The sequence below is a fragment of the Corynebacterium intestinale genome (assembly GCF_023574125.1).
In the GTDB taxonomy this organism is placed as follows: Bacteria; Actinomycetota; Actinomycetes; order Mycobacteriales; family Mycobacteriaceae; genus Corynebacterium; species Corynebacterium hesseae.
The window spans coordinates 59,014-82,706 of sequence record NZ_JAMKFF010000006.1; the positions used below are offsets into that span (position 1 = coordinate 59,014).

At 63.1% G+C, this 23,693-nt stretch carries 20 protein-coding genes; 18 read left to right on the top strand and 2 right to left on the bottom strand.

Annotated elements, in window-relative coordinates; genetic code table 11:
- Positions 1 to 8 precede the first annotated feature (8 nt).
- The 13 genes from dacB to M5J06_RS07885 are packed head-to-tail and all read left to right on the top strand — an operon-like array spanning position 9 to position 11,813.
- A complete protein-coding gene (dacB, locus tag M5J06_RS07825; protein WP_250224372.1) occupies positions 9 to 1,295 on the top strand; it encodes a D-alanyl-D-alanine carboxypeptidase/D-alanyl-D-alanine endopeptidase in 1,287 nt (428 codons plus the stop codon).
- Positions 1,285 to 2,244, top strand: coding sequence for a tRNA lysidine(34) synthetase TilS (tilS, locus tag M5J06_RS07830; RefSeq protein ID WP_250224373.1), 960 nt, complete (start codon positions 1,285 to 1,287; stop codon positions 2,242 to 2,244). Before dacB ends, tilS begins: the two co-directional genes overlap by 11 nt.
- Entirely contained in the window at positions 2,228 to 2,815 is a 588-nt protein-coding gene (gene hpt, locus M5J06_RS07835; RefSeq protein ID WP_070532240.1) for a hypoxanthine phosphoribosyltransferase, read from the top strand. Before tilS ends, hpt begins: the two co-directional genes overlap by 17 nt.
- Positions 2,816 to 2,863: 48 nt before the next feature.
- Positions 2,864 to 5,320 (top strand): ATP-dependent zinc metalloprotease FtsH, encoded by a 2,457-nt coding sequence (gene ftsH / locus M5J06_RS07840; RefSeq protein WP_070532243.1) that lies wholly within the window; start codon positions 2,864 to 2,866, stop codon positions 5,318 to 5,320.
- Positions 5,310 to 5,900: a GTP cyclohydrolase I FolE gene (folE, locus tag M5J06_RS07845; RefSeq protein WP_070532246.1), complete on the top strand. Its 591-nt coding sequence runs from the start codon at positions 5,310 to 5,312 to the stop codon at positions 5,898 to 5,900. Before ftsH ends, folE begins: the two co-directional genes overlap by 11 nt.
- Before the next feature lie 5 nt (positions 5,901 to 5,905).
- Entirely contained in the window at positions 5,906 to 6,835 is a 930-nt protein-coding gene (gene folP, locus M5J06_RS07850; protein WP_070564120.1) for a dihydropteroate synthase, read from the top strand.
- Between the two features lie 4 nt (positions 6,836 to 6,839).
- Positions 6,840 to 7,211: a dihydroneopterin aldolase gene (gene folB, locus M5J06_RS07855; protein WP_070564117.1), complete on the top strand. Its 372-nt coding sequence runs from the start codon at positions 6,840 to 6,842 to the stop codon at positions 7,209 to 7,211.
- Positions 7,211 to 7,681 (top strand): 2-amino-4-hydroxy-6-hydroxymethyldihydropteridine diphosphokinase, encoded by a 471-nt coding sequence (gene folK, locus M5J06_RS07860; RefSeq protein ID WP_070532253.1) that lies wholly within the window; start codon positions 7,211 to 7,213, stop codon positions 7,679 to 7,681. The genes folB and folK overlap by 1 nt, the downstream gene beginning before the upstream one ends.
- A 3-nt stretch (positions 7,682 to 7,684) precedes the next feature.
- Positions 7,685 to 8,158: a DUF3180 domain-containing protein gene (locus M5J06_RS07865; protein ID WP_070532256.1), complete on the top strand. Its 474-nt coding sequence runs from the start codon at positions 7,685 to 7,687 to the stop codon at positions 8,156 to 8,158.
- 5 nt (positions 8,159 to 8,163) lie between these two features.
- A complete protein-coding gene (locus M5J06_RS07870; RefSeq protein WP_070683125.1) occupies positions 8,164 to 9,393 on the top strand; it encodes a DUF6779 domain-containing protein in 1,230 nt (409 codons plus the stop codon).
- Positions 9,394 to 10,071, top strand: coding sequence for a Rossmann-fold NAD(P)-binding domain-containing protein (locus tag M5J06_RS07875; RefSeq protein WP_144014574.1), 678 nt, complete (start codon positions 9,394 to 9,396; stop codon positions 10,069 to 10,071).
- Positions 10,053 to 10,826 (top strand): pantoate--beta-alanine ligase, encoded by a 774-nt coding sequence (locus M5J06_RS07880; protein WP_367615198.1) that lies wholly within the window; start codon positions 10,053 to 10,055, stop codon positions 10,824 to 10,826. Before M5J06_RS07875 ends, M5J06_RS07880 begins: the two co-directional genes overlap by 19 nt.
- 39 nt (positions 10,827 to 10,865) lie before the next feature.
- A complete protein-coding gene (locus tag M5J06_RS07885) occupies positions 10,866 to 11,813 on the top strand; it encodes a 2-dehydropantoate 2-reductase (RefSeq protein ID WP_070564111.1) in 948 nt (315 codons plus the stop codon).
- 27 nt (positions 11,814 to 11,840) lie between these two features.
- Here the strand turns inward: M5J06_RS07885 and M5J06_RS07890 are convergent, their stop codons facing one another.
- Complete coding sequence (locus tag M5J06_RS07890; RefSeq protein WP_070532262.1) at positions 11,841 to 13,937, bottom strand: PhoX family protein; 2,097 nt, start codon at positions 13,935 to 13,937, stop codon at positions 11,841 to 11,843.
- A gap of 187 nt (positions 13,938 to 14,124) precedes the next feature.
- On the opposite strand from M5J06_RS07890, the gene lysS reads away from it, so the two are divergent.
- The 4 genes from lysS to M5J06_RS07910 all read left to right on the top strand — a co-directional run bounded on the left by lysS (position 14,125) and on the right by M5J06_RS07910 (position 19,364).
- Complete coding sequence (gene lysS, locus M5J06_RS07895) at positions 14,125 to 15,699, top strand: lysine--tRNA ligase (protein WP_070532265.1); 1,575 nt, start codon at positions 14,125 to 14,127, stop codon at positions 15,697 to 15,699.
- Between the two features lie 170 nt (positions 15,700 to 15,869).
- Positions 15,870 to 16,829 carry a hypothetical protein gene (locus M5J06_RS07900; RefSeq protein ID WP_070532267.1) on the top strand — a complete coding sequence of 320 codons (960 nt, stop codon included), beginning with the start codon at positions 15,870 to 15,872 and terminating at the stop codon, positions 16,827 to 16,829.
- A gap of 31 nt (positions 16,830 to 16,860) precedes the next feature.
- Entirely contained in the window at positions 16,861 to 17,805 is a 945-nt protein-coding gene (locus M5J06_RS07905) for a hypothetical protein (protein ID WP_070532269.1), read from the top strand.
- 158 nt (positions 17,806 to 17,963) lie between these two features.
- Complete coding sequence (locus tag M5J06_RS07910) at positions 17,964 to 19,364, top strand: MDR family MFS transporter (RefSeq protein WP_239248980.1); 1,401 nt, start codon at positions 17,964 to 17,966, stop codon at positions 19,362 to 19,364.
- Here the strand turns inward: M5J06_RS07910 and M5J06_RS07915 are convergent.
- The gene (locus M5J06_RS07915; protein WP_070522755.1) at positions 19,361 to 20,620 is read right to left on the bottom strand and encodes a serine/threonine protein kinase; all 1,260 of its coding nucleotides are present in this window, start codon (positions 20,618 to 20,620) and stop codon (positions 19,361 to 19,363) included. The genes M5J06_RS07910 and M5J06_RS07915 overlap by 4 nt on opposite strands.
- Before the next feature lie 254 nt (positions 20,621 to 20,874).
- Between M5J06_RS07915 and M5J06_RS07920 the strand changes: the two genes are divergently transcribed.
- A complete protein-coding gene (locus M5J06_RS07920) occupies positions 20,875 to 23,652 on the top strand; it encodes an ATP-dependent Clp protease ATP-binding subunit (RefSeq protein WP_070522758.1) in 2,778 nt (925 codons plus the stop codon).
- Positions 23,653 to 23,693: the final 41 nt, after the last annotated feature.

Below are 23,693 nucleotides of genomic sequence, written 5' to 3' on the forward strand. Positions count from 1 at the left end.
AAAGGGCGATGAAAGCTAAGCATGTCTGGTGGAGTACTGCGGCCCTCGTCACGGCCGGCGTCGTGGCGGCGACGGCCGCAGTGGGCGTAGAAGTCCAGCGCACCTACGATCAACTGGACCACGGCCAACCTTATAAGCAGGAAGAACCCGAAACGCTGCTCCAGCCCGTCGAGCCTGGTGAGATAGACCCCGCCACGCTCAAAGCGAAGTTGGATGAACTGGGCAAAGACAAAGCCCTCGCCACTTTCGGCGGTCAGGTCATCGACACCACCACCCACGAGGTGCTGTGGGAGCGCGAACCCGCAAAGCCGCTCACGCCTGCCTCCTCGACCAAGGTCCTCACCCTCGCCGCAGCAACGCTCGCGCTCGATGAAGAAGAACGCCTCACCACGGAAGTGGTCAAAGGCGATAACGATGGCGACGTGGTCATCAAAGCCTCCGGCGATGTGTGGCTGACGGACGAGCGCCTCGATGAGCTCGCGGAGCAGATCAAGAAGCACATGAGCACCGTCAACCGAGTATCCATTGATACCTCCGTCTGGGCCGGCCCCGACCAGGCTCCCGGCTGGGACGATGACAATATCGACGGTGGCTATGTCGCACCCATCCAGCCAGCCATGCTCTACGGCGGGCGCATCGGGGAGAAGACCGGGGACGTCCCGCGCTCCCATGAGCCGGCACTCGACGTCGCCCGCGCGCTCGCCAAACGCCTGGGTACCGATAAAGTCGACATGGCCCCCGCACCCGACAACGCGGAGGCTATCGCCTCCAGCGAGTCCGAGCCGTTGGCCCTGCGCGCGCAGCAAGCGGCGAAGGACTCCGATAACGTCATGGCAGAGGCCATCGCCCGCGAGCTGGCCATCAGCCAAGACGCGGAAGCAAGCTTCGACGGCGCCGCGCAGGCCACCCTCGACGTGCTCAGCGGCGCGGGCATCGACGTCAACGGCGTCACCTTAAAAGACGGCTCCGGCCTCTCCCGCGATAATCGCATCCCGGCAGGCCTCCTCGCACACATCGCGGACCAAGCCGTGGCCACCGAAGAGCTACGCCCACTGTTGGGCTACCTCCCCCTCGCCGGCGGCGAAGGAACCCTTTATGAGCGCTATTCCGATTCGCCCGCCCGCGGCTTCGTGCGCGCCAAGACCGGCACACTCACCGGAACCTCCGCGCTGACCGGCACCGCCCAAGGCCAGTCGGGCCGGGTTTATGCCTTCGCCTTCCTGGTCAACGACGGCGAAGTCACCTCCGCCCGCCAGGCCCAAGACGCCCTCGCCGCCGCACTCCATGACTTCTAAGAAACCTTTTTGGCCACGTAAAAGCCCCAACTTCTTGGCCTGCCGGGTGGCCGCCCGCGCCGTGGTGGGGCAGCAACCGCGGGCCATCGCGGTGGGTTTGTCCGGCGGGGCCGACTCGCTGGCGCTGACCGCGGCCCTCGTCGCAGAAGGTCATGAGGTCACAGCGCTCTGCGTCGACCACGGCCTACAGGAAGGCTCGGCCGCACAGGCGCGCCGGGCTGCCGACCAGGCTCGTGGATTGGGGGCGGGGGCGGAGGTGTTGTCGGTGGACGTCGCCAAGCACGGCTCCGTGGAGGCCGAAGCCCGCGCCGCCCGGTACCGTGCCTTCGCGCCCTGGGGCGAGGCGGCGGTGGCTCATACCGCCGATGACCAGGCCGAAACCCTGCTGCTGAGCGCCCTGCGGGGGAAGGTGGCGGGCATGTGCGAGCGTTCCACAGTCGAAGGTGTACACGTCCTGCGGCCCCTGCTCAGTGTGCGCCGCGCCCAGACCGAGGCCGCCTGCGCGGAGCTGGAGCTGGACGTCTGGCACGATCCCCAGAACCAGGACCCGGCCTTTCGCCGCGTGGCGCTGCGCCGCGAGATCCTCCCGCGCCTGCAGGAGATCCTGGGCGGTGACCCCGTGCCGGCTTTGGCCCAGGCAGCCTATGACGCCGCGCTTGACGACGCCTTCCTCACCACCCACCCCACCCCCGACTGCGCCGAGCTGGCCGCCCTTCCCGAGCCGAAGCGCCGCCGGGCGATTGCCGCGTGGCTGCGCGAGGAAGGGGTAGAGGTTACGCGCGAGGCGGTGCGCGGCATCGATGCCCTGTGCGTGCAGTGGCATGGGCAGGGGCCAGTCGCCGTCCGTGGTGAAAAGAGAGGTACAAGGTTGGAAGTCGCACGCGTTGGTGGCAAACTGTCACTATTGCCTCGGTCAGCAAAGGAGCGCTCACGTGCACGACACCCATGATTCAGCCGTCCCCGCCAATCCTTATGGAGAGGACATTAGAAACGTACTCGTCGCCGAAGACGATCTTCAGGCGCGCATCCAAGAGATGGCGGACCGCGTTTCCGAGAAATACAGCAACGCCGATGATGACCTCATCCTGGTGTGCGTGCTCAAGGGTGCGGTCTTCTTCTTGACGGACTTTGCCCGCAAGCTCACCATTCCGTCCCAACTGGAGTTCATGGCGGTGTCCTCCTATGGCAACTCGGCCTCCTCCTCGGGCGTGGTGCGTATTTTGAAGGACCTGGACCGCGATATCGAGGGCCGTGATGTGGTCATCGTGGAAGATATCATCGACTCCGGCCTGACCTTGTCCTGGCTCATCCGCAACCTGCAGGGCCGCCACCCCCGTTCACTGGAAGTGGTCACGCTGCTGCGCAAGCCTGAGGTAGTCAAGGCGGAGCTGGATCTCTTCGACGTGGGCTTTGATATCCCCAACGAGTTTGTCGTGGGCTATGGTCTGGATTTTGCGGAGCGCTACCGTGACCTGCCCTATGTGGGCACGCTGGAGCCTGCGGTATACAGCAACGACTAGTTTTTCTTGCCCTCTGTTGCATGAGGCCTCGAATTCGCAAGGTAATTAATGAAAAATAAGAACATCATCCGCTATGGCTCGATCGCGGGCCTAGTTCTCATCCTGCTGTACGCTTTCACGTTCTTTAGCAATGATGCCCGCAGCTTCAAGCAGGTGGACACCTCCGTGGCCATGCAGCAGCTGACGGATAAGAACGTCGAGGAAGCACAGATCGATGACCGCGAGCAGCAGCTGCGCCTCAAGCTCAAGAAGCCGGTGACGGTGGAGGAGCAGGAAGGCGTCGAAGAGGTCATTGCCAAGTACCCGGCCCGCGCCTCCGAGCAGGTCTTTAACGCGGTGAAGGGCTCTGGTGCGGAGAAGTACCAGACCAAGGTGACGCAGGATTCCTTCATCGGTTCCATGATCAGCTTCCTGCTGCCGATGCTGATCCTCTTCGCGCTGCTGTTCTGGCTTATGACCCGCATGCAGCAGGGCGCGGGCGGCATGTTCGGCATTGGTGGCTCCAAGGCCAAGGAGCTGACCAAGGACATGCCCACCAACACCTTTGCGGATGTTGCCGGTGCGGATGAAGCGGTGGATGAACTCCAGGAGATCAAGGACTTCCTGGATGATCCGGAGCGCTATCACGCGCTGGGCGCGAAAATCCCGCGCGGCGTGCTGTTGTACGGCCCTCCCGGCACGGGTAAGACCCTTCTGGCCCGCGCCGTTGCGGGTGAGGCCGGCGTGCCTTTCTATTCCATTTCCGGTTCCGACTTCGTGGAGATGTTCGTCGGCGTCGGTGCTTCCCGCGTGCGCGACCTGTTCAAGCAGGCCAAGCAGAATAGCCCGTGCATCATCTTCGTCGATGAGATTGACGCCGTGGGCCGCCAGCGTGGTTCCGGTACCGGCGGCGGCCACGATGAGCGCGAGCAGACGCTGAACCAGTTGCTCGTGGAGATGGATGGCTTCGGTGACCGTGAGGGCGTCATCCTCATCGCCGCCACCAACCGTCCCGACATCTTGGACCCGGCGCTTCTGCGCCCGGGCCGCTTCGACCGCCAGATCCCGGTGACCAATCCGGACCTGGCCGGCCGCGAGCAGATTCTGCGCGTGCACGCTAAGGACAAGCCGCTGGCCAAGGAAGTGGACGTGGCGCAGCTGGCCAAGCGCACCGCCGGCATGTCCGGTGCGGACCTGGCCAACGTTCTCAACGAGGCTGCCCTGCTCACCGCGCGCATTGGCGGCAACGTCATTACCTACGACGCGCTGGAGGAGGCCACCGACCGCGTCGTCGGCGGCCCGCGCCGCCAGAGCAAGATCATCTCTGAGCATGAGAAGAAGGTCACCGCCTACCACGAGGGCGGCCATACCTTGTCGGCGTGGGCGCTCAAGGACATTGAGCGCGTCTACAAGGTGACCATCCTGGCCCGCGGCCGCACCGGCGGCCACGCCATGACCGCGCAGGAAGACGACAAGGGCATGTACACCCGCGACGAGCTTTTCGCTCGCCTCGTCTTCGCCATGGGCGGGCGTGCCGCGGAAGAGCTCGTGTTCGGCGCACCGACCACCGGTGCCTCCTCCGATATCGAGCACGCCACCAAGATCGCGCGTTCCATGCTGACCGAATACGGCTTCAGCCCGGACCTGGGTACCGTCAAGTACGGCCAGGAGCAGGGCGATCCCTTCAGCTATGCCGGCGGCGGTGGAACCATTGACTACTCGGATTCCGTGGCCACCAAGATCGATGAGCAGATGGCGTACCTCTTGGACCGCGCGCACCAGCAGGCCTATGACATCCTGTCCGAGCACCGCGACTACCTGGATAAGCTCGCCGAGATGCTGCTGGAGAAGGAAACCCTGCGCCGCCCGGACCTCGAGGGCATCTTCGAGGGCATCGAGCCGCGCGAGGCCTTCGACGTCTTCCCGAACGAGGACGCCCGCTTCCCGCGCCAGGCTGGCCGCGAGCCGGTGAAGACCCCGGTGGAGCTGGCCCAGGAGCGTGGTGAGGAACTGCCGAAACGCATGACGCTTCTCGACGCCTCCCGCGCCGCCCGCGAGCGCCGCCAGGCGGAGCTTGAGCGCGCGAAGGAGAACGGCGGCGAAGCCGGTGGCACTGCATCGGCGGCGCCGGTCGAGGAGATCGGCTTCAGCTTTGGCCAGCACGCAGGTGACTATGTGGACCCGGACAAGGGCAACACCTTCTTCGGCGAATCCGAGATCACCGAACCCACTGGCCGCGAGCTGAGCGAGGACGAAGCTGTCAGCGATGCGGCGCAGGAGGAGACCGTGGCCCCAGAGCAGGCAGGGCCCAGTAGCGAGGACACCCAAGAGATTCCGCGTGTGCCGGAGTCCGCTGCACCGCAGCCAGAATCCCAGCCGCAGCCAGAACCTCAGCCGCAGCCGCGCGAACCGGAACGCCGCGGCCGCCACGCCAAGCCGGAGGATCACGCCTGGGGCGCGCCCGGCTGGGGAGACAACGAATACCGCAACAACCCGTACAAGGACGGCGAGACCAATGAGCGATAACATCCCGGCGCAGCGCGAGTTCGATCACGAGCGCGCCGAAGCAGCCGTCCGCGAGCTTCTCATCGCCGTCGGCGAGGACCCCGACCGCGAGGGCCTGCGCGAAACCCCGGCCCGCGTGGCCCGCGCCTATGCGGAGGTCTTTGCCGGCTTGCACCAAGATCCGACCGAGGTCCTCCACAAGACCTTCGCGGAGGAGCACCAGGAACTCGTCCTCGTGCGCGATATCCCCATCTACTCCACGTGCGAGCACCACCTTGTGCCCTTCTACGGCAAGGCGCACATCGGCTACATCCCGGGCCCCGACGGCCACGTCACCGGACTGTCTAAGCTGGCCCGCCTGGCGGATATGTACGCCAAGCGCCCGCAGGTCCAGGAACGCCTCACCAGCCAGATCGCCAACGCCCTCGTGGACGTCCTCCACGCACAGTCCGTCATCGTGGTCATCGAGTGCGAGCACCTGTGCATGGCCATGCGCGGCATCCGCAAGCCGGGGGCTACCACGACGACCTCCGCGGTCCGCGGCGGTTTCAAGAAGAATGCGGCCTCCCGTGCGGAGGTCATGAGCCTCATTAGGAGCTAGTTTCCATGGCAGTCAGCAACCTCACCGTCCCCGGCCGCACGCTGGTCATGGGCATCGTCAACGTCACGGAAGATTCCTTCTCTGACGGCGGACGCTGGATTAATGTCGACGACGCCATCGCGCACGCCCGGCACTTGGTGGCCTCCGGCGCGGACATGATCGATGTGGGCGGCGAGTCCACCCGCCCGGGTGCAGTGCGTGTCGCGGCCGAAGAAGAGGAGCACCGCGTCGTGCCCGTCATCAAGGCGCTGCACGAGGAGGGGATCAAGACCTCCGTGGATACGATGCGAGCCTCGGTTGCTCAAGCTGCCGCCGAAGCTGGTGCCGACATGATCAATGACGTCTCCGGTGGTGCCGCCGACCCGGAGATGTACCGCACTATGGCGGCTACCGGTCTGCCGGTGTGCCTCATGCACTGGCGCACCGTCCAATTCGGTTCGGCCGCCGGTGTGGCCGACCACGGCGGGGACGTGGTGCGCGATGTCCACGAGTCCCTGGCGAAGCTCGCCGATAACGCCCTCCAGGCAGGTGTTAGCCACGACAATATCGTGGTGGATCCGGGCCTGGGATTTGCCAAGTCCCCGCAGGATAACTGGGCTTTGCTCAAGGCGTTGCCGGAATTCCTGGAGGGCGAGTTCCCGCTGCTTGTGGGCGCTTCCCGCAAGCGCTTCCTCGCCGCCATCCGGGAGGATCGCGGTGTCGAGTCCAGCCCGCTTCTCGCGGATCCGGCCACCGCGGCCGTGACCGCCATTTCCGCACAGATGGGAGCGTGGGGCGTGCGCGTGCACGAGGTTGATGTCTCCCGCGATGCCGTGGATGTCGCCGCGGCCTGGAATGCGGGCGCGGCGTATACCGGCGGCGAGCATGCCTCCGGTAGCTACGCCAACGGCGCCGATGGAGGCACCGTGGTCTCGACTTCGCTGGGGAGGGCTTAAACCCATGGCGGATCGCATCGAGCTCACCGGCCTGGAATGCTTTGGCTACCACGGCGTCTTCGAGGAAGAGAAGAAGACGGGGCAGCCCTTCATCGTGGACGTCACATGTTGGTTGGACACCGCGGGCATCGAGGATGACCTGTCACGGACGGTCAACTACGCCGAGCTTGCCGACGTCGCAGCAAACATCGTCGAAGGCCCCTCCCGCGATCTCATCGAAACGGTGGCCGCTGAAGTCGCCGAGACCGCGATGCAGCGCTTCGAGATCCTCCACGCCATCGAGGTGACGATCCACAAGCCGAAGGCACCCATCCCGCGCACCTTTGCCGACGTCGCGGTCGTAGCGCGCCGCTCCCGGAAGCGGATGGCAGGCTAATGCGCGCTGTCTTGTCCATCGGGTCCAACATGGAGGATCGCCGCGCGCTCCTGCAGACCGTTTTCGATGAATTCGCCGCCGAGACCGTTGCGGCCTCCCCGGTCTATGCCACCCCGCCGTGGGGTGTGACTGACCAAGATGAATTCCTCAACGCAGTGCTTATCGTGGACGTGGACTGCACTCCGCTGGAGCTGCTGCGCCGTGGCCAGAAGTTGGAAGAAGCCGCCGAGCGCGTACGCGTGCGGCACTGGGGTCCGCGCACCTTAGACGTGGACATCGTGCAGATAGACGGCGTTACCTCCGATGATCCGGAGCTCACCCTCCCGCACCCCTATGCACACGAGCGCGCTTTCGTGCTCGTGCCGTGGTTGGCTGCGGATGAGCACGCGGAGCTCAACGGCACCCCGGTGCGCGAGCTCATCGCGGGCCTCGATGAGGACGAGGTCGCAGCGGTGAAGGAAGTGGGGTAGGCGATGAAGAGGACGTCGATCAGCGCGCTCGTCGGCGTGGCCCTCTTCGTGGCCGCAGCGGCCGCCATCCTCACCACCCGCTTTTATGGCTCAATGCTGGCCATTCCGGCAACGGTGTCGATTTCCCTGTGGGCCATGGCGCTGGTCTGTGTGCTGTTGACCCTCAAGGTGCGCGGCGCCAAGGACGATGAGCATGGCATCGGCCTGGATAACTCGCAGCTGAATCCCATGACTATCGCGCAATTCCTGCTCGTCGGTAAAGCCTCCGCGTGGACCGGCGCCATCGTGGGTGGGGCCTATGCGGGAATGGCGGTCTATGTCGTGCCGCGCGCCGGCGAGCTCGTTGCTGCGTCCGGTGACCTGACCGGGGTGGTGACCTCGGCGCTGGGTGGTGCCGCGATGTGCGTTGCCGGAGTGGTGCTGGAGCGACACTGCGAGGTGCCACCTCCATCTGATGGTGCACAAGCGGTAAGTTAGTGGGCATGACGAGTCCGAACCACGCCCCTGAGCCCCAGCACGAGTCGGCCCCGGATGATCGCCCGACGACCCAGTTTTCTGTACAGCCGGACTCACAGCCGCCAACGTCGGTGGAGTCTTCCCAGTCCGGTTCGAAGACGGACGCCGGTTCCATCGGGCTCATCGTCTTGGTCATTCTCGCTGTCATTGCCAGCCTGGTTATGTTGATTTCGGGCTCAGCGAATGCGCTGAAGATCGCTTTGCTCGCCTCCCTGTGGGCCGCGGTTCTGGGCTTCTTCCTGGTGGTGCGCTACCGCCGTCAGGCCCATGAGGCCAACGAGCTTCTGGCGGTGGAGCGCGCCCATGCCGCTTCCTCACTGACCGCCTCCGGATCTTCCACAGCAGACAATAGCGAGGTTCTGGCGGAGATCCGTTCTGAACTAGAAGCCATCCGCGCCCAGATCGAGGAGATCTCCGGGCGCGAGTGGGTCTACGAACCTGCCGCCCTGTACGCGGAGGCCCGCCGTATCCAGGAGCTGGAGCGCAAGGCCGGCGGCGCGAGCGTGGATGAGCGTGGCGATGCCACCAACGTGAACTTCACTCAGAAGTCCGGTGGCGCGCCTTCTGCCGACGCCGTGGCAGGCCGCCTCGGCTCGCAGCCCACCCACCCAGTGAGCAACCCGCTGGACAACCTGTTGGCGGATAATGCCCGTGCCAACGCCCAGCAGCCGGCTGCGGAGCCAGGCGCGAAGCCTGCTCAGCACCCCACTCAGAAGCCAGCCGAGCAGCCCGCCACGAAACCCGCCGGGAATCCCGCAGATCAGCAGGGCGCCCGCCCAGCCCCATCGCCCTTCGGCGCGCCGCAGCCTTCTCAGAACCGTCCCCCGGCATTTCGCCCAATGACCGAAACGCAGCCTAAGCCGCAGGCGGCGCAGCAGAAGCCGCAACCGAAGCCGAAGGCCGAGAAACCCCAGCCACAGCCGAAGCCGCAGCAGAAGGCGCCGGAGTTTAAGACCGATAGTTTCCAGGCCGTGCAGTGGAACCAGGGTGCTGCGGGCGGGCAGCACATCAAGGAGAACTCTGCCCCGGCCCAGCCGCACCACCGCCACCGCAAGCCGGAGGCAGACACCGCACAGACCAGCACCCGTGGCCGCCGCCGCAGCGATGAGCACCGCGAGGGCGCGGTCTCCGTGGCGGAGCTCATGGCACGCCGCAAGCGTCAGCAGGAACAGCAGAACAAGGGCGACAAGAAGTAGATGAAGGCACCACGCATGCGGGTGGCGGTCTGGGGTAACTCCCGGGCCGGCCTTAACTTCGCACGGCGCCTCGAGTGGGCCGGCCACACCATCGAGAGCCTTGAGGACCCCTCCGAGTTGGACCGCTTCGATGCACTGATTATCGCTGCAACGGCGAGAGAGCTGGAGGCGGCTGTTGGGGATGTGGCCAAGCACGTGCGCCCTAGGCAGATTATTATTCATACCTCGTTGCTGGTTGGGGTAGAAGCACTCGATGAGCTGGAAATACGAGGCTGTGTGACGATTGCCGCAGCACCATTGGCTGACTCCTATGCGGTGAGCGCGCCCGATGAGGTAGCGGAAACCGTCATTGGTCTGCTGCTATCGGAGATTTCCCAGTCCGCAGAAACGGTGCCGGAGGAGCAGCGCGCCGAACGTGCCGCACGGTTGTACTACGCGGAGATGCTCGGTGCACTCAGCGTGTGGGCGGCGATAAAGGCGGGGATTATCGAAAACTTTATGGGCGGCGCCTTCGACCTCGACGCCGGGGACATCATCGATGCTTATTCTGCCGCCGTGGAGCTGGGCATGGCGCGCAACTACCGCGACGTCGCCCGCATGGTGGGCGGGCAGGAGAAGATTGAAGAACTGGAACTGTGGGCAGTAAGGAAGGAAGCGCCGTGGCAGAACAACTCCTAGTGGAGGACATTGAGCGCATCCGCATGGTTGGTAGCGCCTACCGCAAGACGGGCAAGCGTGTGGTGCTCGTGCCGCTGGGCCGCGATATCCATGCGGGGCACTTGGCCTTGGTGCAGGCGGCGCAGCGCGTGCGCGGCGGCATCGTCGTCGTGGCTGTGGACCCAGAGACGGACATCTCTGCCCTCGACGGTGTTGATGTGGTGTGGCGCTATAGCGAGCAGAGCCAGCGCACGCGGGTCCTTGCACCCGACCACGGCATGGAGGACGTGAGCGCGGAGCTGACCCGCATTGTGGCGCTGACCTGTGCGCTGGGGCCCAGTGATGTTTTCATGGGGGAGAAGGACTACGAGCTGCTCGTGGCCACCCAGCAGGCTTTTACGGACCTCCACATCACAGCGCGCGTGCAGGGCGTGCCCTCGGTGCGCATGCCGGACGGAGTGGTGATGAGCCTGCGCAACGCTGACGTCGCACCGGAGGCCCGCGAGCAAGCCAGCGCGCTGTCGGCGGCACTCACCGCCGGTGCGTACGCGGCGGAGTCCGGAGCCGAAGAGGTTGTGCGCGTGGCACGTGAAGTGTTGGCCGCAGCAAACGTGGAGTCGGAGTACGTCGAGCTGCGCGGACGCGACCTGGGTGAGGCCCCCGCAGAGGGCGATGCCCGCCTCTTTATCGCCGCTACCGTGGGTGGGGTGCGGCTCATCGATAACGCGGGCGTGCCGTTGGGCATTGGCTTCCGTAACTTAGAACAGCGCGGATAAAAGTCTGTGGCGCAGGTCTCCACCAGTTAGGTTGGAGGCATGAAGATTGGAATTCTGGGAGCCGGCGCCATCGGCGGATACTTTGGCGGAAAACTGAAAGCAGCGGGCCACGACGTCGCCTTCGTCGCTCGCGGTGAGACCTTGCGGGTGTTGGGGGAGACGGGCGTGACGCTGATCGACGCCCACGCGGAACCCACCACCACCGAGGTCATTAAGGTCCCGGCTGCCCAAACTTTTGCTGAGGTCAAAGAACTCTTGGGTGGGCTGGACGTGGCGGTTATTGCGTCGAAGGCGCTGCCGGGCAACGAGACCTTTGGCAGCGCGGAGGACCGAGAGGCCCTGCAGGGGATCCCGGTGGTGACCACGCACAACTCGGTTGAGATTCCCTACCTGGCGGCCGAGGAATTCGGGGAGGAAAACATCCTTGCCGGTGTCGCCCGCGTTTACGCCACCCGCCTGGGACCGGCTCAGATCAAGCGCAACCCAGGGCCCTTGGCTTTAGCTTTTGGTCCGCTGAGTGCTGAGGCGCCGGAGTCGCTGCGCCGTACGGGCGAGGAGCTGGCGGCCGCGTTGAAAAAGTCTGGGGCCTCCAGCAAGTTCCACGACGCCGCGCTTGTCGACGTCTGGTCGAAAGCCATGTTCGTCACCCCGACAGGCACTCTAGGCACCTTGGTGGACAAACCGATTGGGTACCTCTGCCAGGAAATCCCCGGCCAGCTCGAGGCCTTCATGCGGGAAGTTGAGGCCGTCGGGCGCGCACTCGGCGTGGAGCTACCAGAGAACGTGGTGGAACAGACCATGGAGTTTGCCCGCCAGCAGCACCCGGACAGCACGTCCTCAATGCAGCGCGATATCAAGGAAGGATTGCCCAACGAATTAGACGCCCAGGTCGGAGCGATCCGACGCATGGGCGTCAAAGCTGGGGTTGCAACCCCGTTGTGGGACTTCGCACAGGAGGTGCTGGAGGCGCAGCTGCGCACCGCCTAAGAGTGCGCACTACGCAGCGTCGGTGCCTTATTCGGTACCGATCTTGCCGCCCTTCTTCCACACCACAACCACGGCCGGGCGCGGGGTGGACTTACCGCCATCAGGCCAGTGGGAGGTGGCCTTGTCGAAGGTGGCGTCATCAGACTCGCCCGGGTGCTGAACGTTGACCATGACGCGGTCATCGTCGACGATCGGGCCACAGGTCTCCGCGCCCGCCGGGACGGTGAGGAAGCACTTGAGCTCGCCGCGGGTCTCGCCCTCGGTGGTCACGGCGTAGAGGCCGTCGTTAGAGTCCAGCGCGTTGCCGTCAGTGGAGATCCACAGGTTGCCGTGGTTGTCGAAGGCCAGGTTATCCGGGCAGGAAATCGGGGAGACCTTCTCCTTGTCGAAGCCACCGAAGTAGGTGCTGGCCTCACGCGGGTCACCGCAGACTAGGAAGAGGTTCCAGGTGAACTTCTCACCGGCGTGGTCATCCTCGAGCTCCATGACGAGGCCGTTCTTGTTCTCCTTGACCGGAGCCCATTCCTTGGCGTCTTCCTTGTTCTTCTTAGCGTTCTCGCCGGTGGCGCCGCGGTACTTATTGTTGGTCAGCGCGATGTAGACCTTCTCGGTCTCCGGGTGAACCTGGACGTCTTCCGGGCGGTCCATCTTGGTGGCGCCCACCTTGTCGGCGGCCTCACGGGTAAAGACGGCGACCTCTTCGGCGGACATGCCGTCCACGTGGGACTCGAACTTGTTGTTCTCAGTATCGGAGGTCAGCAGCTTGACCCACTCGCCGCTGCCATCGAAAGCGCCGTCCTCCGGCAGGACACCAGAGCCGTCGATTTCCTTCTCCGGGGAGTTGCCCTCCATCTTGGCCACGTACAAGGTGCCGTGGTCCAGGATGGTCATGTTGTGCTCGAGATCGCCTTCCTTGTACTTCTTGGTGGAGACGAACTTGTAGACGTACTCGAAGCGGGAGTCATCGCCGGAGTAGCACACCACGGTGCCATCCTTGGTTATGTGGATGTTGCCGGCCTCGTGCTTGAAGCGGCCCACTGCGGTGTGCTTAATCGGGGTGGACTTCGGGTCCAGCGGGTTGATCTCCACGAGCCAGCCAAAGCGGTTCGGCTCGTTCGGCTCCTTGGTCACATCAAAGCGGTCATCGTACTTTTCCCACTTGCGGTCGGACGGGCCTTCCTCGATGCCGAAGCGCTTGAGGGATTCAGCAGCCTTCTTATCCTTGATGTCGCCGCCGGCGAAGTATTGGTCGAAGTTCTCTTCGCCGGAGAGCATGGTGTTCCACGGGGTCACGCCGCCGGAGCAGTTGTTGAGGGTACCCAGGACCTTCTCACCCTTCGGGTCGGCGGAGGTCTTCACCAGGTCAGTGCCCTTAGCTGGGCCCACCAGGGTGAACGGGGTGGTGGCGGTGATGCGGCGGTTGAGCGGGCCGAACTCACGCTTGAGCTCGCCGGAGCCCTTGACCTTGGACACCTCGAGGATAGTGTGGCCGTGACCGGCCCAGCCGATCTTCACCTGTTCCTCGGTGGGGTTCTCCGGATCGTAGTCCGGGAACATCATCGGCTCGGTGGTGTACTCGTGCGAGCACATGTAGATCATGCGGTTCTTGTCATCCGGGTGCTCGATGAGGCCGGCGAAGTCATTGTTGAAGCCGAACTGCTTCTCCGCCGCTTCGGCGGTCTGGTTGTTGACGTCGAATTCCGGAGCGCCCTCGATGACTGGGTCACCCCAGGCAATCAGAACGGACTGCTCATAGCCCTTCGGGATGACGACCTCATCCTTGGTATTGGCCTCAACGGCTTCAAAGTGCATGCCTTCGGCGGAGGTGAGCTCGATGTCGGAGCCCTTAACTTCGCTGGTCTTGTTGGAGGAGCCGCCCGCCGCAGACCCGTTGTCATCCGGAGCAGCGCATGCAGCCAGCGCAGAGGAACCACCAACGGCGACGACAGCCAAGCCACCGGCGCGCAGGGCGGTACGGCGGGAGAACTGGTCGCCGAAGTAAGGGTTGTCGGAGGTGTTCTCGCATTCGCCGAAACAGGCATTACCGCACTTGTAGGTGCAGGTAAGAGAAGAACGAGACGAGGTGAACATGTTAGCCAAGAGATTACGGCCGTTGAGTGCCATGAAAGTTATGCTCCAAAAATCGAAAATCGTTGGTTGCGCAAGGGGATGTCGCAACGAAGTGTCGCAACGGACGTCATGAGTTAATACGGTTGAGATGACCGCGCGGTTGATCCTGTCTAACCGCTAGATGAACACTCTGTGAACCGGGATCGCGCCAGCGTATAGGGATCGACTACCCTAGACAACCGTGAGCGAGAAGAAGAATACTGAAGTTACTGACGTCCCCGAGCAGCTGCGCATTCGCCGCGAGAAGCGTGCCCGACTGTTGGAGTCCGGCACCGAGCCCTATCCGGTGACCGTAGACCGCACGATCTCTCTGCGGGATCTTCGCCAGCAGTTCCAGGTAGTGGCCGAAGGCGAGGAACCGGCCGCGGAAGAGGGCGTTACCTACCTCAGCGCTGGTGAGGAGACTGACGTTGAGGTGGCCATCGCCGGCCGCCTCATCTTCATGCGCAATACCGGCAAGCTGTGCTTCGCCACCCTGCAGGATGGCGACGGTACCCAGGTGCAGGCCATGCTGTCCCTTGCAGAGGTAGGGGAGGAGCGCCTAGCCGCGTGGAAGTCCGACGTTGACTTGGGTGATTTCATCTCCGTGCACGGCCGAGTAATTGCCTCGCGCCGCGGCGAGCTCTCCGTCATGGCTAGCGAATGGACCATGGCGGCGAAGTCCTTGCGCCCGCTTCCGGTGTCCTTCGCTGACATGAATGAGGAAACCCGCGTGCGCCAGCGCTACAACGACCTCATCGTGCGCGAGGAAGCCCGCAAGAATGCCATGACCCGCGTCAAGGTCATGCGTGCACTGCGCAACTACCTGGAGGATGAGGGCTTCGTAGAGATCGAAACCCCGATGCTGCAGACCCTCCACGGCGGTGCAGCAGCCCGCCCGTTCGTAACGCACTCCAATGCTTTGGACATTGACCTGTACCTGCGCATCGCGCCGGAGCTCTTCCTTAAGCGCGCCGTCGTCGGCGGCATCGATCGCGTCTTTGAGATCAACCGCAACTTCCGCAACGAGGGCGTCGACCGCTCCCACTCCCCGGAATTCGCCATGCTGGAGACCTACGCCGCGTGGGGCGACTACAACGATTGCGCCCGTACCACCCGTGAGTCCATCCAGTCGGTGGCACGTGCGGTCTTCGGTTCCACCACCGTCACCTTGGCGGATGGCACTGAGTATGACTTCGGTGGTGAAGAGTGGCCGGAGATTGAAATGTACCCCTCACTCAACGAGGCTCTGCAACGCAAGTTCCCGGGCCAGCCGGAGGTCACCATCGACTCCACCGTCGAGGAGCTCAAGGCGCTTGCCGACGTCATCGGGCTCGACGTCCCGAAGGACGGCGGCTGGGGCCACGGCAAGCTGGTGGAAGAGATCTGGGAGGTGCTCTGCGAGGACCAGCTCGAGGGCCCGATCTTTGTGAAGAACTTCCCGGTCGAGACCTCTCCGCTGACCCGCCAGCACCGCTCCCTGCCGGGTGTGACCGAGAAGTGGGATCTCTACGTGCGCGGCTTCGAGCTGGCTACCGGATACTCGGAGCTGGTGGATCCCGTTATCCAGCGCGAGCGCTTTGAGGATCAGGCGCGCTTGGCCGCCGGCGGTGATGAGGAAGCCATGGTCTTGGACGAGGACTTCCTCGCCGCCATGGAGCAGGGAATGCCTCCGACAGCCGGCACGGGCATGGGCATCGACCGCCTGCTCATGGCCCTGACTGGCCTGGGTATCCGTGAGACCGTGCTCTTCCCGATTGTGAAGCCGGAGAAGTAGGCCCGAGGCCAACTCGCACAGAGCTCACCCCGCGGCACATTCCGCGCGCAACGCACAAGCCACCAGCCCCACAGCTGAAGGCTTGTGCGTTGTTGTTTTGCAGCCTCCAGTTTGTTGCCACAGCGCACATCACTCAGCGAGAAGCCTGCCTGCGTGGAAAAATACAAAGCATGAAAAAGCTACTCTCTCTTCTCACACTGCCGCTTGTAACGGCTGGCTTGGTTGCGTGTTCTTCTGATGAAGGAACCGAGGAAACCCATCGATTCGAAGTTGTGGAGTCCTCCGGTTCTCAAAGCAGTGCGCAAAGCTCTGAAAGCGCCGAAGAAAGCGATTCCACAGATCGCGAGCCGGAGTTTGGCTCTCAATCTTCCGGACTCAAAGAGCGCGATGCCGAGGACTTCCGCGCCACTGGGTTCAGGTATGAGACCACGGTTGCTTGGGGAGTGAGGAGCCCAGACGGCAGGGTGTCGTGTTCTCTGACTGAGGGCTCTAAAGGGCCTTGGTGCAGCGTTGGCTTTGAGAACCCGCCTATCCTGCCTGACCCCGAGAACCCGCAATGGGAAGCGAACATGGTTTCCTTCAAAGATGGCGCAGGCTTCTTCCCCAACGGCGTGGTGGATGCCGGCGACCAGGTTCCATCGCAGCAGCTGGGGGAAGGCGAGAAGGTCGAAATAGACGGTGTGGTTTTTGAAGCCCCCAGCGCAGATGAATTCACCGTTCAGGCCCAAGGGCACCAGTTCACCGTGAAATACGGCGGCCAGTTTTCGGCGGATACCTATCCTTTTAAACCGGACTCCAATGGCTATGCGCCCGTGGGTACCGTCTGCGGCGAGGCTGACACCAATTTTGGCCGTCAGAAAGTCTTTGTGCAGACAGACGGGACGAATTGCACGACTGCAATGGACATCGTGGACAAGTACTTCAACTACGAGTGGGACATCAAAGAAATGAACTCTCGCGGAATTTTGGAGCTTGACGGCTGGAAGTGTTCCTACCGAGAACCGGAGTACATTGACATGCCGGATCCGGATGCACGCCGTCTGCACTGCGGTGATTTGTCCGGTAATGGTCGGGTCATTCTTCTCGACGCTGTACACCCAGATGTTCCGAAATACACATATAACTACTAGCGCAGCACTAATTCGTGGGACGATGATTGTTATGAAGAAGCTTCTCTCTATCCTTTCTGCCTCCCTCATGGCCTGCGCCGTGGCTTCGTGTTCTTCCACGAGCGAACCGGCGGGCGATGAGCCACAGTTTCAACAGAACTCAGCCAGCTCCACTAGCTCTGAGTCTGCCTCCAGTAGCTCTACTGAGGCCGCGGCGTCGAGCAGCGCCAAGCCCGATAAAGACAAACCCGGCGGATTGAAGGAACGCGATCCGAAGGACTTTATGGCCGGCGGTGATCGGGCGAGTATTCCGAACCCCATCCCGGCCGTCAAGAGCCCTGATGGGCGCGTCCTCTGCCTCATTCACGAAGAGACTGACGGCCCAAACTGCAAGGTGGAGTTTGCTGATCCGCCAATCTATCCGGGGCCAGTCATGCAAAGCTGGAGGTCAAACGCGGTGAGCTACCGCAGTGACCGTGGCTTCTTCCCTGTGTGGGCCATCGAGTTCTATAGGCCCACCGAGGTTGAAACGCTCAACGAGGGCGAGACCGTGAGCTTTGACGGTGGAACCTTTGAGGCGCACAGCGGCAATGAGTTCGTGGTCAAGTCGAACGGGCACCACTTCACCGTCAAGGATGATGGACAGTACTACTCCGATACCTTCCCGGCGAAACCGGACGCGGATGGCATTGCCAACACCGGTGCGGTGTGTGGTGAGAGCGGCACGCGTGGTGAAGACACCGGTTTGGTCTACGTGCAAGAGGACGGCACGAATTGCAATGACGCCATGGAATTGTTGGATGAATACGCCAACCATGATTGGCAGGCTGGCGAGGGCGGAAGCCGTGGCCACCTCGAGACTGACCTAGGACACTGTGCATACGGTGCGCCGAAACTGTGGGAGGATACCCCAGAAAACCGGCTGCTGGGCTGCAGCCTGGATAGCGGTGGCAGCGTCGTGGTCATCACGTCCCGCAACATGGAAACGATTCCTTAAAACCCCACCACCTGCCGGGGAGCGAGGAAACCTCGCTGCCCTGGCTCATGTGGCATCCCCGGCTAGCTTGCGAGTACTCTAAACTCCTTGCGCGCTGACATCGGAAGCGTTGGCGCGAGTATTCCCAGAGCAGAGAAAAGAAAGGTGTGGCTGGCCGCATGTCCGCTGAGATTCCCTCCAAGGTAGTCATCAACCTCAGCATCCTGGTGCTGGGAGCGATGGTCATGATTCTCAACGAGACCTCGCTGTCCGTCGCACTACCAGCCATCATGGCGGACTATGGCATCCCCGCCACGAGCGCACAGTGGTTGTTGACGGGATTCATGCTCACCATGGCCGTCGTCATTCCGACCACCGGTTACCTGCTGGAGAGGCTCACCACGCGCCAGATTTTCTTCGCCTCTGCCGGGTTCTTCCTGGCAGGCACCGTGGTGGCGGCCCTTGCGCCGAGCTTCGTCGCTCTGCTCCTCGGGCGCGTCCTGCAAGCAGGCGGGACTGCGTTGATGATCCCCACTCTCATGACCGTGGCCATGACTCTGGTCCCACCGCAGCGCCGCGGCACGGTGATGGGCATTATTTCTGTGGTTATTTCCGTCGCCCCGGCGCTGGGCCCCACAGTCGGCGGGGCAATCCTCAACCGCTTCACCTGGCACGTCATTTTTTGGGCCATGGTGCCGCTCATCGCTCTCATCCTGGTGGCTGGTCTCTGGCGCCTGAGTGATGTGGGTGAGAACCGCGATACCCCACTCGACGGTCCCTCCGTACTTCTTTCTGCTTGTGCATTTGGCGGTCTGATCTATGGTTTGTCTTCGATTGAAAAGATGCTGCAGGGTGGCGCCTGGGTAGACATCGCCGTCACCGTGGTGGGCGTCATCGCGCTCATCGTCTTCATCCGCCGGCAGCGGCGTCTGGCGCTCGAGGATCGTGCACTAATGGATATGCGCCCCTTCCGCGTTCGCAACTTCACGCTCGCGGTGCTCATCCTGGTATTGTCCTTCGGCCTGATGCTGGGAATGGTTACGGTCTTGCCCATCTACCTGCAGACCACCCTGGGCGTCACCGCCTTTGCCACGGGTTTGGCGGTGATGCCGGGTGGAATTCTCCAAGCATTTCTTTCCCCGATTGTGGGCCGACTCTTCGATTCCTATGGCCCGCGCCCGCTCATGATTCCGGGCTCGCTGTTTATGGTGGCCAGCCTGTGGCTCTTGGCCACCTTGGGCGAGAACTCAGCCGTGTGGATGGTTGTGGGCATGCACGTTCTCTTCTCCTTCGGCATGTGCCTGATGATGACGCCGTTGATGACAACAGCGCTGTCCTCGCTTCCGGAGAAGCTGTATTCGCACGGGTCGGCCATCATGAACACCTTCCAGCAACTGGCGGGTGCGATGGGAACGGCCTTCCTCGTTGTCTTCCTCACGCGCGGCACCCAGGCCGGTGTCGCGGCGGGGATGGGACCAGCCGCAGCGACGGCACAGGGAACGCACTGGGCTTTCCTCTTCGCTGGCGTGACCGGCACCGCCATTGCGGTGATTGCGCCGCTGCTCAAGCGCGTGAATTAGCACAGCGGCATGTTCAGGCGAAGCTCCTCTGCATCCTCGCCCCACACGAGAACGGCGTCGGTCGAGTCCTCGGCGCCCATGTAGAACACCGGCTCGGTGTCGGAAACGTCGTAGCTGCGCACGGTGCACTGTCCGTTGGACAGTTCCTGTGCATCCTGCGTCGGGGCGGCTGCATCGCGCTTGGCGACGTCCCCGTACCGCGCCACGGAGTAGCCCACACCGTCACCAACGCAGGTGATTTTCGCGTCCTGACCATCTTCCGGTTCGCGGGCATCGCAGGTGGCACCGCTGAAGCCTTCCCCGCCGGGACGGGAGCTGATGAGTCCCGGGTGGTCGTCGACAAGCGCCTGCTCCGCCTCGGACCACGCCGGCCGCCCCAAGAAGAACCACAGTAGGCCGCCGATCAGAGCTAAGAGGAGAAGCCCCACGCCGAGCCCGGCGAAGACTTTCTTCTTCGAGGTCGACTTGCGCTTGGTGGAGCCTTTCGCGGGAGCGGGAGCTGCGACCTGCGGTTGGGGCTGCGTTCCCCACCCCTCCTGCGGGGCGGGGGAGTAAGGCTGTTCTGGCTGCCACTGCGGTGTGCCCGTTGCGGCGGTGTTCGTGCCACTGGTATTCGCGCCAGCCGTGTTCGTGCTGGTCGTGCCCGCGCTACGCAGCGAATCAACGACGGCAGCAGCCGAGGGGTAGGCGGCAGCTGCGCGGAAGGAAGGGCAGGCGGCGGCGACGATGCGCGCGAGGCGGTCGATTGCTTCTTTCGCTGTTGCGTTGGGAGCTTCGTTAGTTGAGGCTGGTCCGACCGCAGCGAAGAAGGCATTCGAGCGGTTATCGGTCAGGATGATGCGACGCGGATTGAGCGCGCGGATGGCGTAGTTGGCGCGGCCCTTGTTGAGCAGAAAATCGGTGGCGTCTGCCAATGGAGCAAAGACGGCGAGGGCTTCCTCCCGGGACAGGTGGTGCGCGCCAACGCCGGAAGAGGTGAAGTTAGAAAGCTGCTCGCCCGGCAGACTGCGGCGCACAAAGAATTCCTGACCGCTGTTCATCGTGCCTGTGCCCACGATGGGTGCGATGGCGCTGTGCTGTAGCTGCCCCATAATGCCGGACTGGCGGAGTACGCCGCGGTGCTCTGGGGCGTAGATTTCCACGAGCATCTCATCGTGTGAGGGATCTTCTACGAGGAAGAGCGTGGAGTCGGCTCCTTGGTCCAAGACTGCCTTTTGGCGCAGCTGGTGCTGGGTGGTGAAAAATTCTGGGAGCATAGACACGGTGAGGGGAAATCCTTCGCGGAGAGTCGACGATGAGATTTATAGAATCCTCTTCATTCTAAGGGGATGAGGCCTCCATGGCAGGCTGGTGCGTGATGCGGGCTTTCTACTGCCTGTTCGCTACCGGCGTACAGTGCCGTTGCCTGCGGAAACGGGGATTTAGGGGAAGTGGGGAGAAAAATCGTGAATGGAGTGTCCGCCCCGCGCGTTAGAGTGGATGACACATTTAAAGCGAAAGGTAAGAGGTAATGTTCGAGAGGTTTACTGACCGTGCTCGCCGCGTCATCGTTTTGGCGCAGGAGGAAGCACGCATGCTCAACCACAATTACATCGGCACCGAGCACATCCTCCTGGGGCTTATCCATGAAGGTGAAGGTGTAGCAGCCAAGGCCTTGGAGTCCATGGGCATCTCGCTGGAGGATGTCCGCCGTGAGGTGGAAGAGATCATTGGTCAAGGTTCTCAGCCGCACACAGGCCACATCCCATTTACCCCGCGCGCCAAGAAGGTCCTCGAGCTCTCGCTGCGTGAGGGCCTCCAGATGGGGCACAAATACATTGGCACCGAGTTCCTGCTCCTCGGCCTCATCCGTGAGGGTGATGGTGTGGCTGCGCAGGTGCTGACCAAGTTGGGTGCTGACTTGCCGCGCGTTCGCCAGCAGGTTATCCAGCTGCTCTCCGGATATGAGGGCAACGAGGGCGAAGGCAACCAGTCCCAGGGCGGTGCCGGCCCGGTTGGCGCTGGTGCTGGCGCTGGCCAGGGCGGCCGTGGCGGCTCGGGCGGCTCCGGTGAGCGTTCCAACTCTCTGGTGCTGGACCAGTTCGGCCGCAACCTCACCCAGGCTGCGCGCGATGGCAAACTGGACCCAGTGGTGGGCCGCGATTCCGAGATCGAGCGCATTATGCAGGTGCTGTCCCGCCGCACGAAGAATAACCCGGTGCTCATCGGTGAGCCCGGCGTGGGTAAAACCGCCGTGGTCGAAGGCTTGGCTCTCGATATCGTCAACGGCAAGGTCCCGGAGACCCTCAAGGATAAGCAGCTCTACTCGCTGGACCTGGGCTCCCTGGTGGCCGGTTCGCGCTACCGCGGTGACTTTGAGGAACGCCTGAAGAAGGTGCTCAAGGAGATTAACCAGCGCGGTGACATCATCCTCTTCATCGATGAGATCCACACCTTGGTCGGCGCCGGTGCCGCCGAGGGCGCTATCGACGCCGCGTCGCTGCTGAAGCCGAAGCTGGCCCGTGGCGAGCTGCAGACCATCGGTGCCACCACGCTGGATGAGTACCGCAAGCACATTGAGAAGGACGCCGCTCTCGAGCGCCGCTTCCAGCCGGTCAAGGTGGAAGAGCCTTCTCTCGATGACACCATCCTCATCCTCAAAGGCCTGCGCGATAAGTACGAGGCACACCACCGTGTCTCCTATACCGACGAGGCACTGAAGGCGGCGGCCTCCCTGTCTGACCGCTACATCAACGACCGCTTCCTGCCGGATAAGGCCGTGGACCTCCTCGATGAGGCCGGTGCCCGCATGCGTATCAAGCGCATGACCGCTCCGGAGGGCCTGCGCGAGGTCGATGACCGCATCGCTGAGGTCCGCAAGGAGAAGGAAGCTGCGATCGACGCCCAGGACTTTGAGAAGGCCGCTGGCTTGCGCGATAAGGAGCGCAAGCTGGGTGAAGAGCGCGCGGAGAAGGAAAAGCAGTGGCGTTCCGGTGACCTAGAGGAGATCGCTGAGGTCGGTGAGGAACAGATCGCAGAGGTCCTGGCTCACTGGACTGGCATTCCGGTTCTCAAGCTCACGGAGAAGGAATCCAACCGCCTCCTCAACATGGAGGAGGAGCTCCACAAGCGCATCATTGGCCAGGACGAAGCCGTCAAGGCTGTGTCCCGCGCCATTCGCCGCACCCGTGCTGGTCTGAAGGATCCGCGCCGTCCTTCCGGTTCCTTCATCTTCGCCGGCCCGTCCGGTGTGGGTAAGACGGAGTTGTCGAAGTCCTTGGCTAACTTCCTCTTCGGTTCGGATGATGACCTTATCCAGATCGATATGGGTGAGTTCCACGACCGCTTCACCGCCTCCCGTCTCTTCGGTGCTCCTCCGGGATACGTCGGCTACGAGGAAGGCGGCCAGCTGACGGAGAAGGTCCGCCGTAAGCCGTTCTCCGTGGTCCTCTTCGACGAGATCGAGAAGGCCCACAAGGAGATCTACAACACCTTGCTGCAGGTGCTGGAGGACGGCCGCCTGACCGATGGCCAGGGCCGCATCGTGGACTTCAAGAATACGGTGCTCATCTTCACCTCCAACCTGGGCACCCAGGACATCTCGAAGGCCGTGGGCTTGGGCTTCACCGGCTCCTCGGAGAATGATTCGGATGCGCAGTATGAGCGCATGAAGAACAAGGTCAACGACGAGCTGAAGAAGCACTTCCGCCCTGAGTTCCTCAACCGTATCGATGAGATTGTGGTCTTCCACCAGCTCACCCAGGAGCAGATCGTCGAGATGGTGGAGCTGCTCATCGGACGCGTCGAGAAGCAGCTTTCCGAGCGTGACATGGGCATCGAGCTCACCCAGAAGGCCAAGGATCTTCTTGCCAAGCGTGGCTTCGATCCGGTCTTGGGCGCTCGCCCGTTGCGCCGCACCATCCAGCGCGAGATTGAGGACCAGCTCTCCGAGAAGATCCTCTTCGGTGAAATTGGCGCCGGTGAGATCATCACCGTGGATGTTGAAGGCTGGGATGGTGAGTCCAAGGACAACTCTTCCGCAACCTTTACCTTCACCCCGCGTCCGCGCCCGCTGCCGGAGGACACCTTCGACAAGGAGCTCGAGGAAACCGCCGTGCGCGAGGCCGATGAGGAACTAGCCACCGAGATCGATGAGGGATCCCACGGTCCGAATTCCGATGGTCCTGACACCGTCACCCCGGATGTCCTCGATGAGTCTGGTAGCGACTCCGCCGAGGAATCCCACAACAACGATGGTGATGACGGCAATCCGCCGCCGGCTGGTGCCGGTGCTGGCCAGCCGCTCTAAGCGCTGACTTGGGCCCCGCGCTGGGCCTATAAGGATTAGCC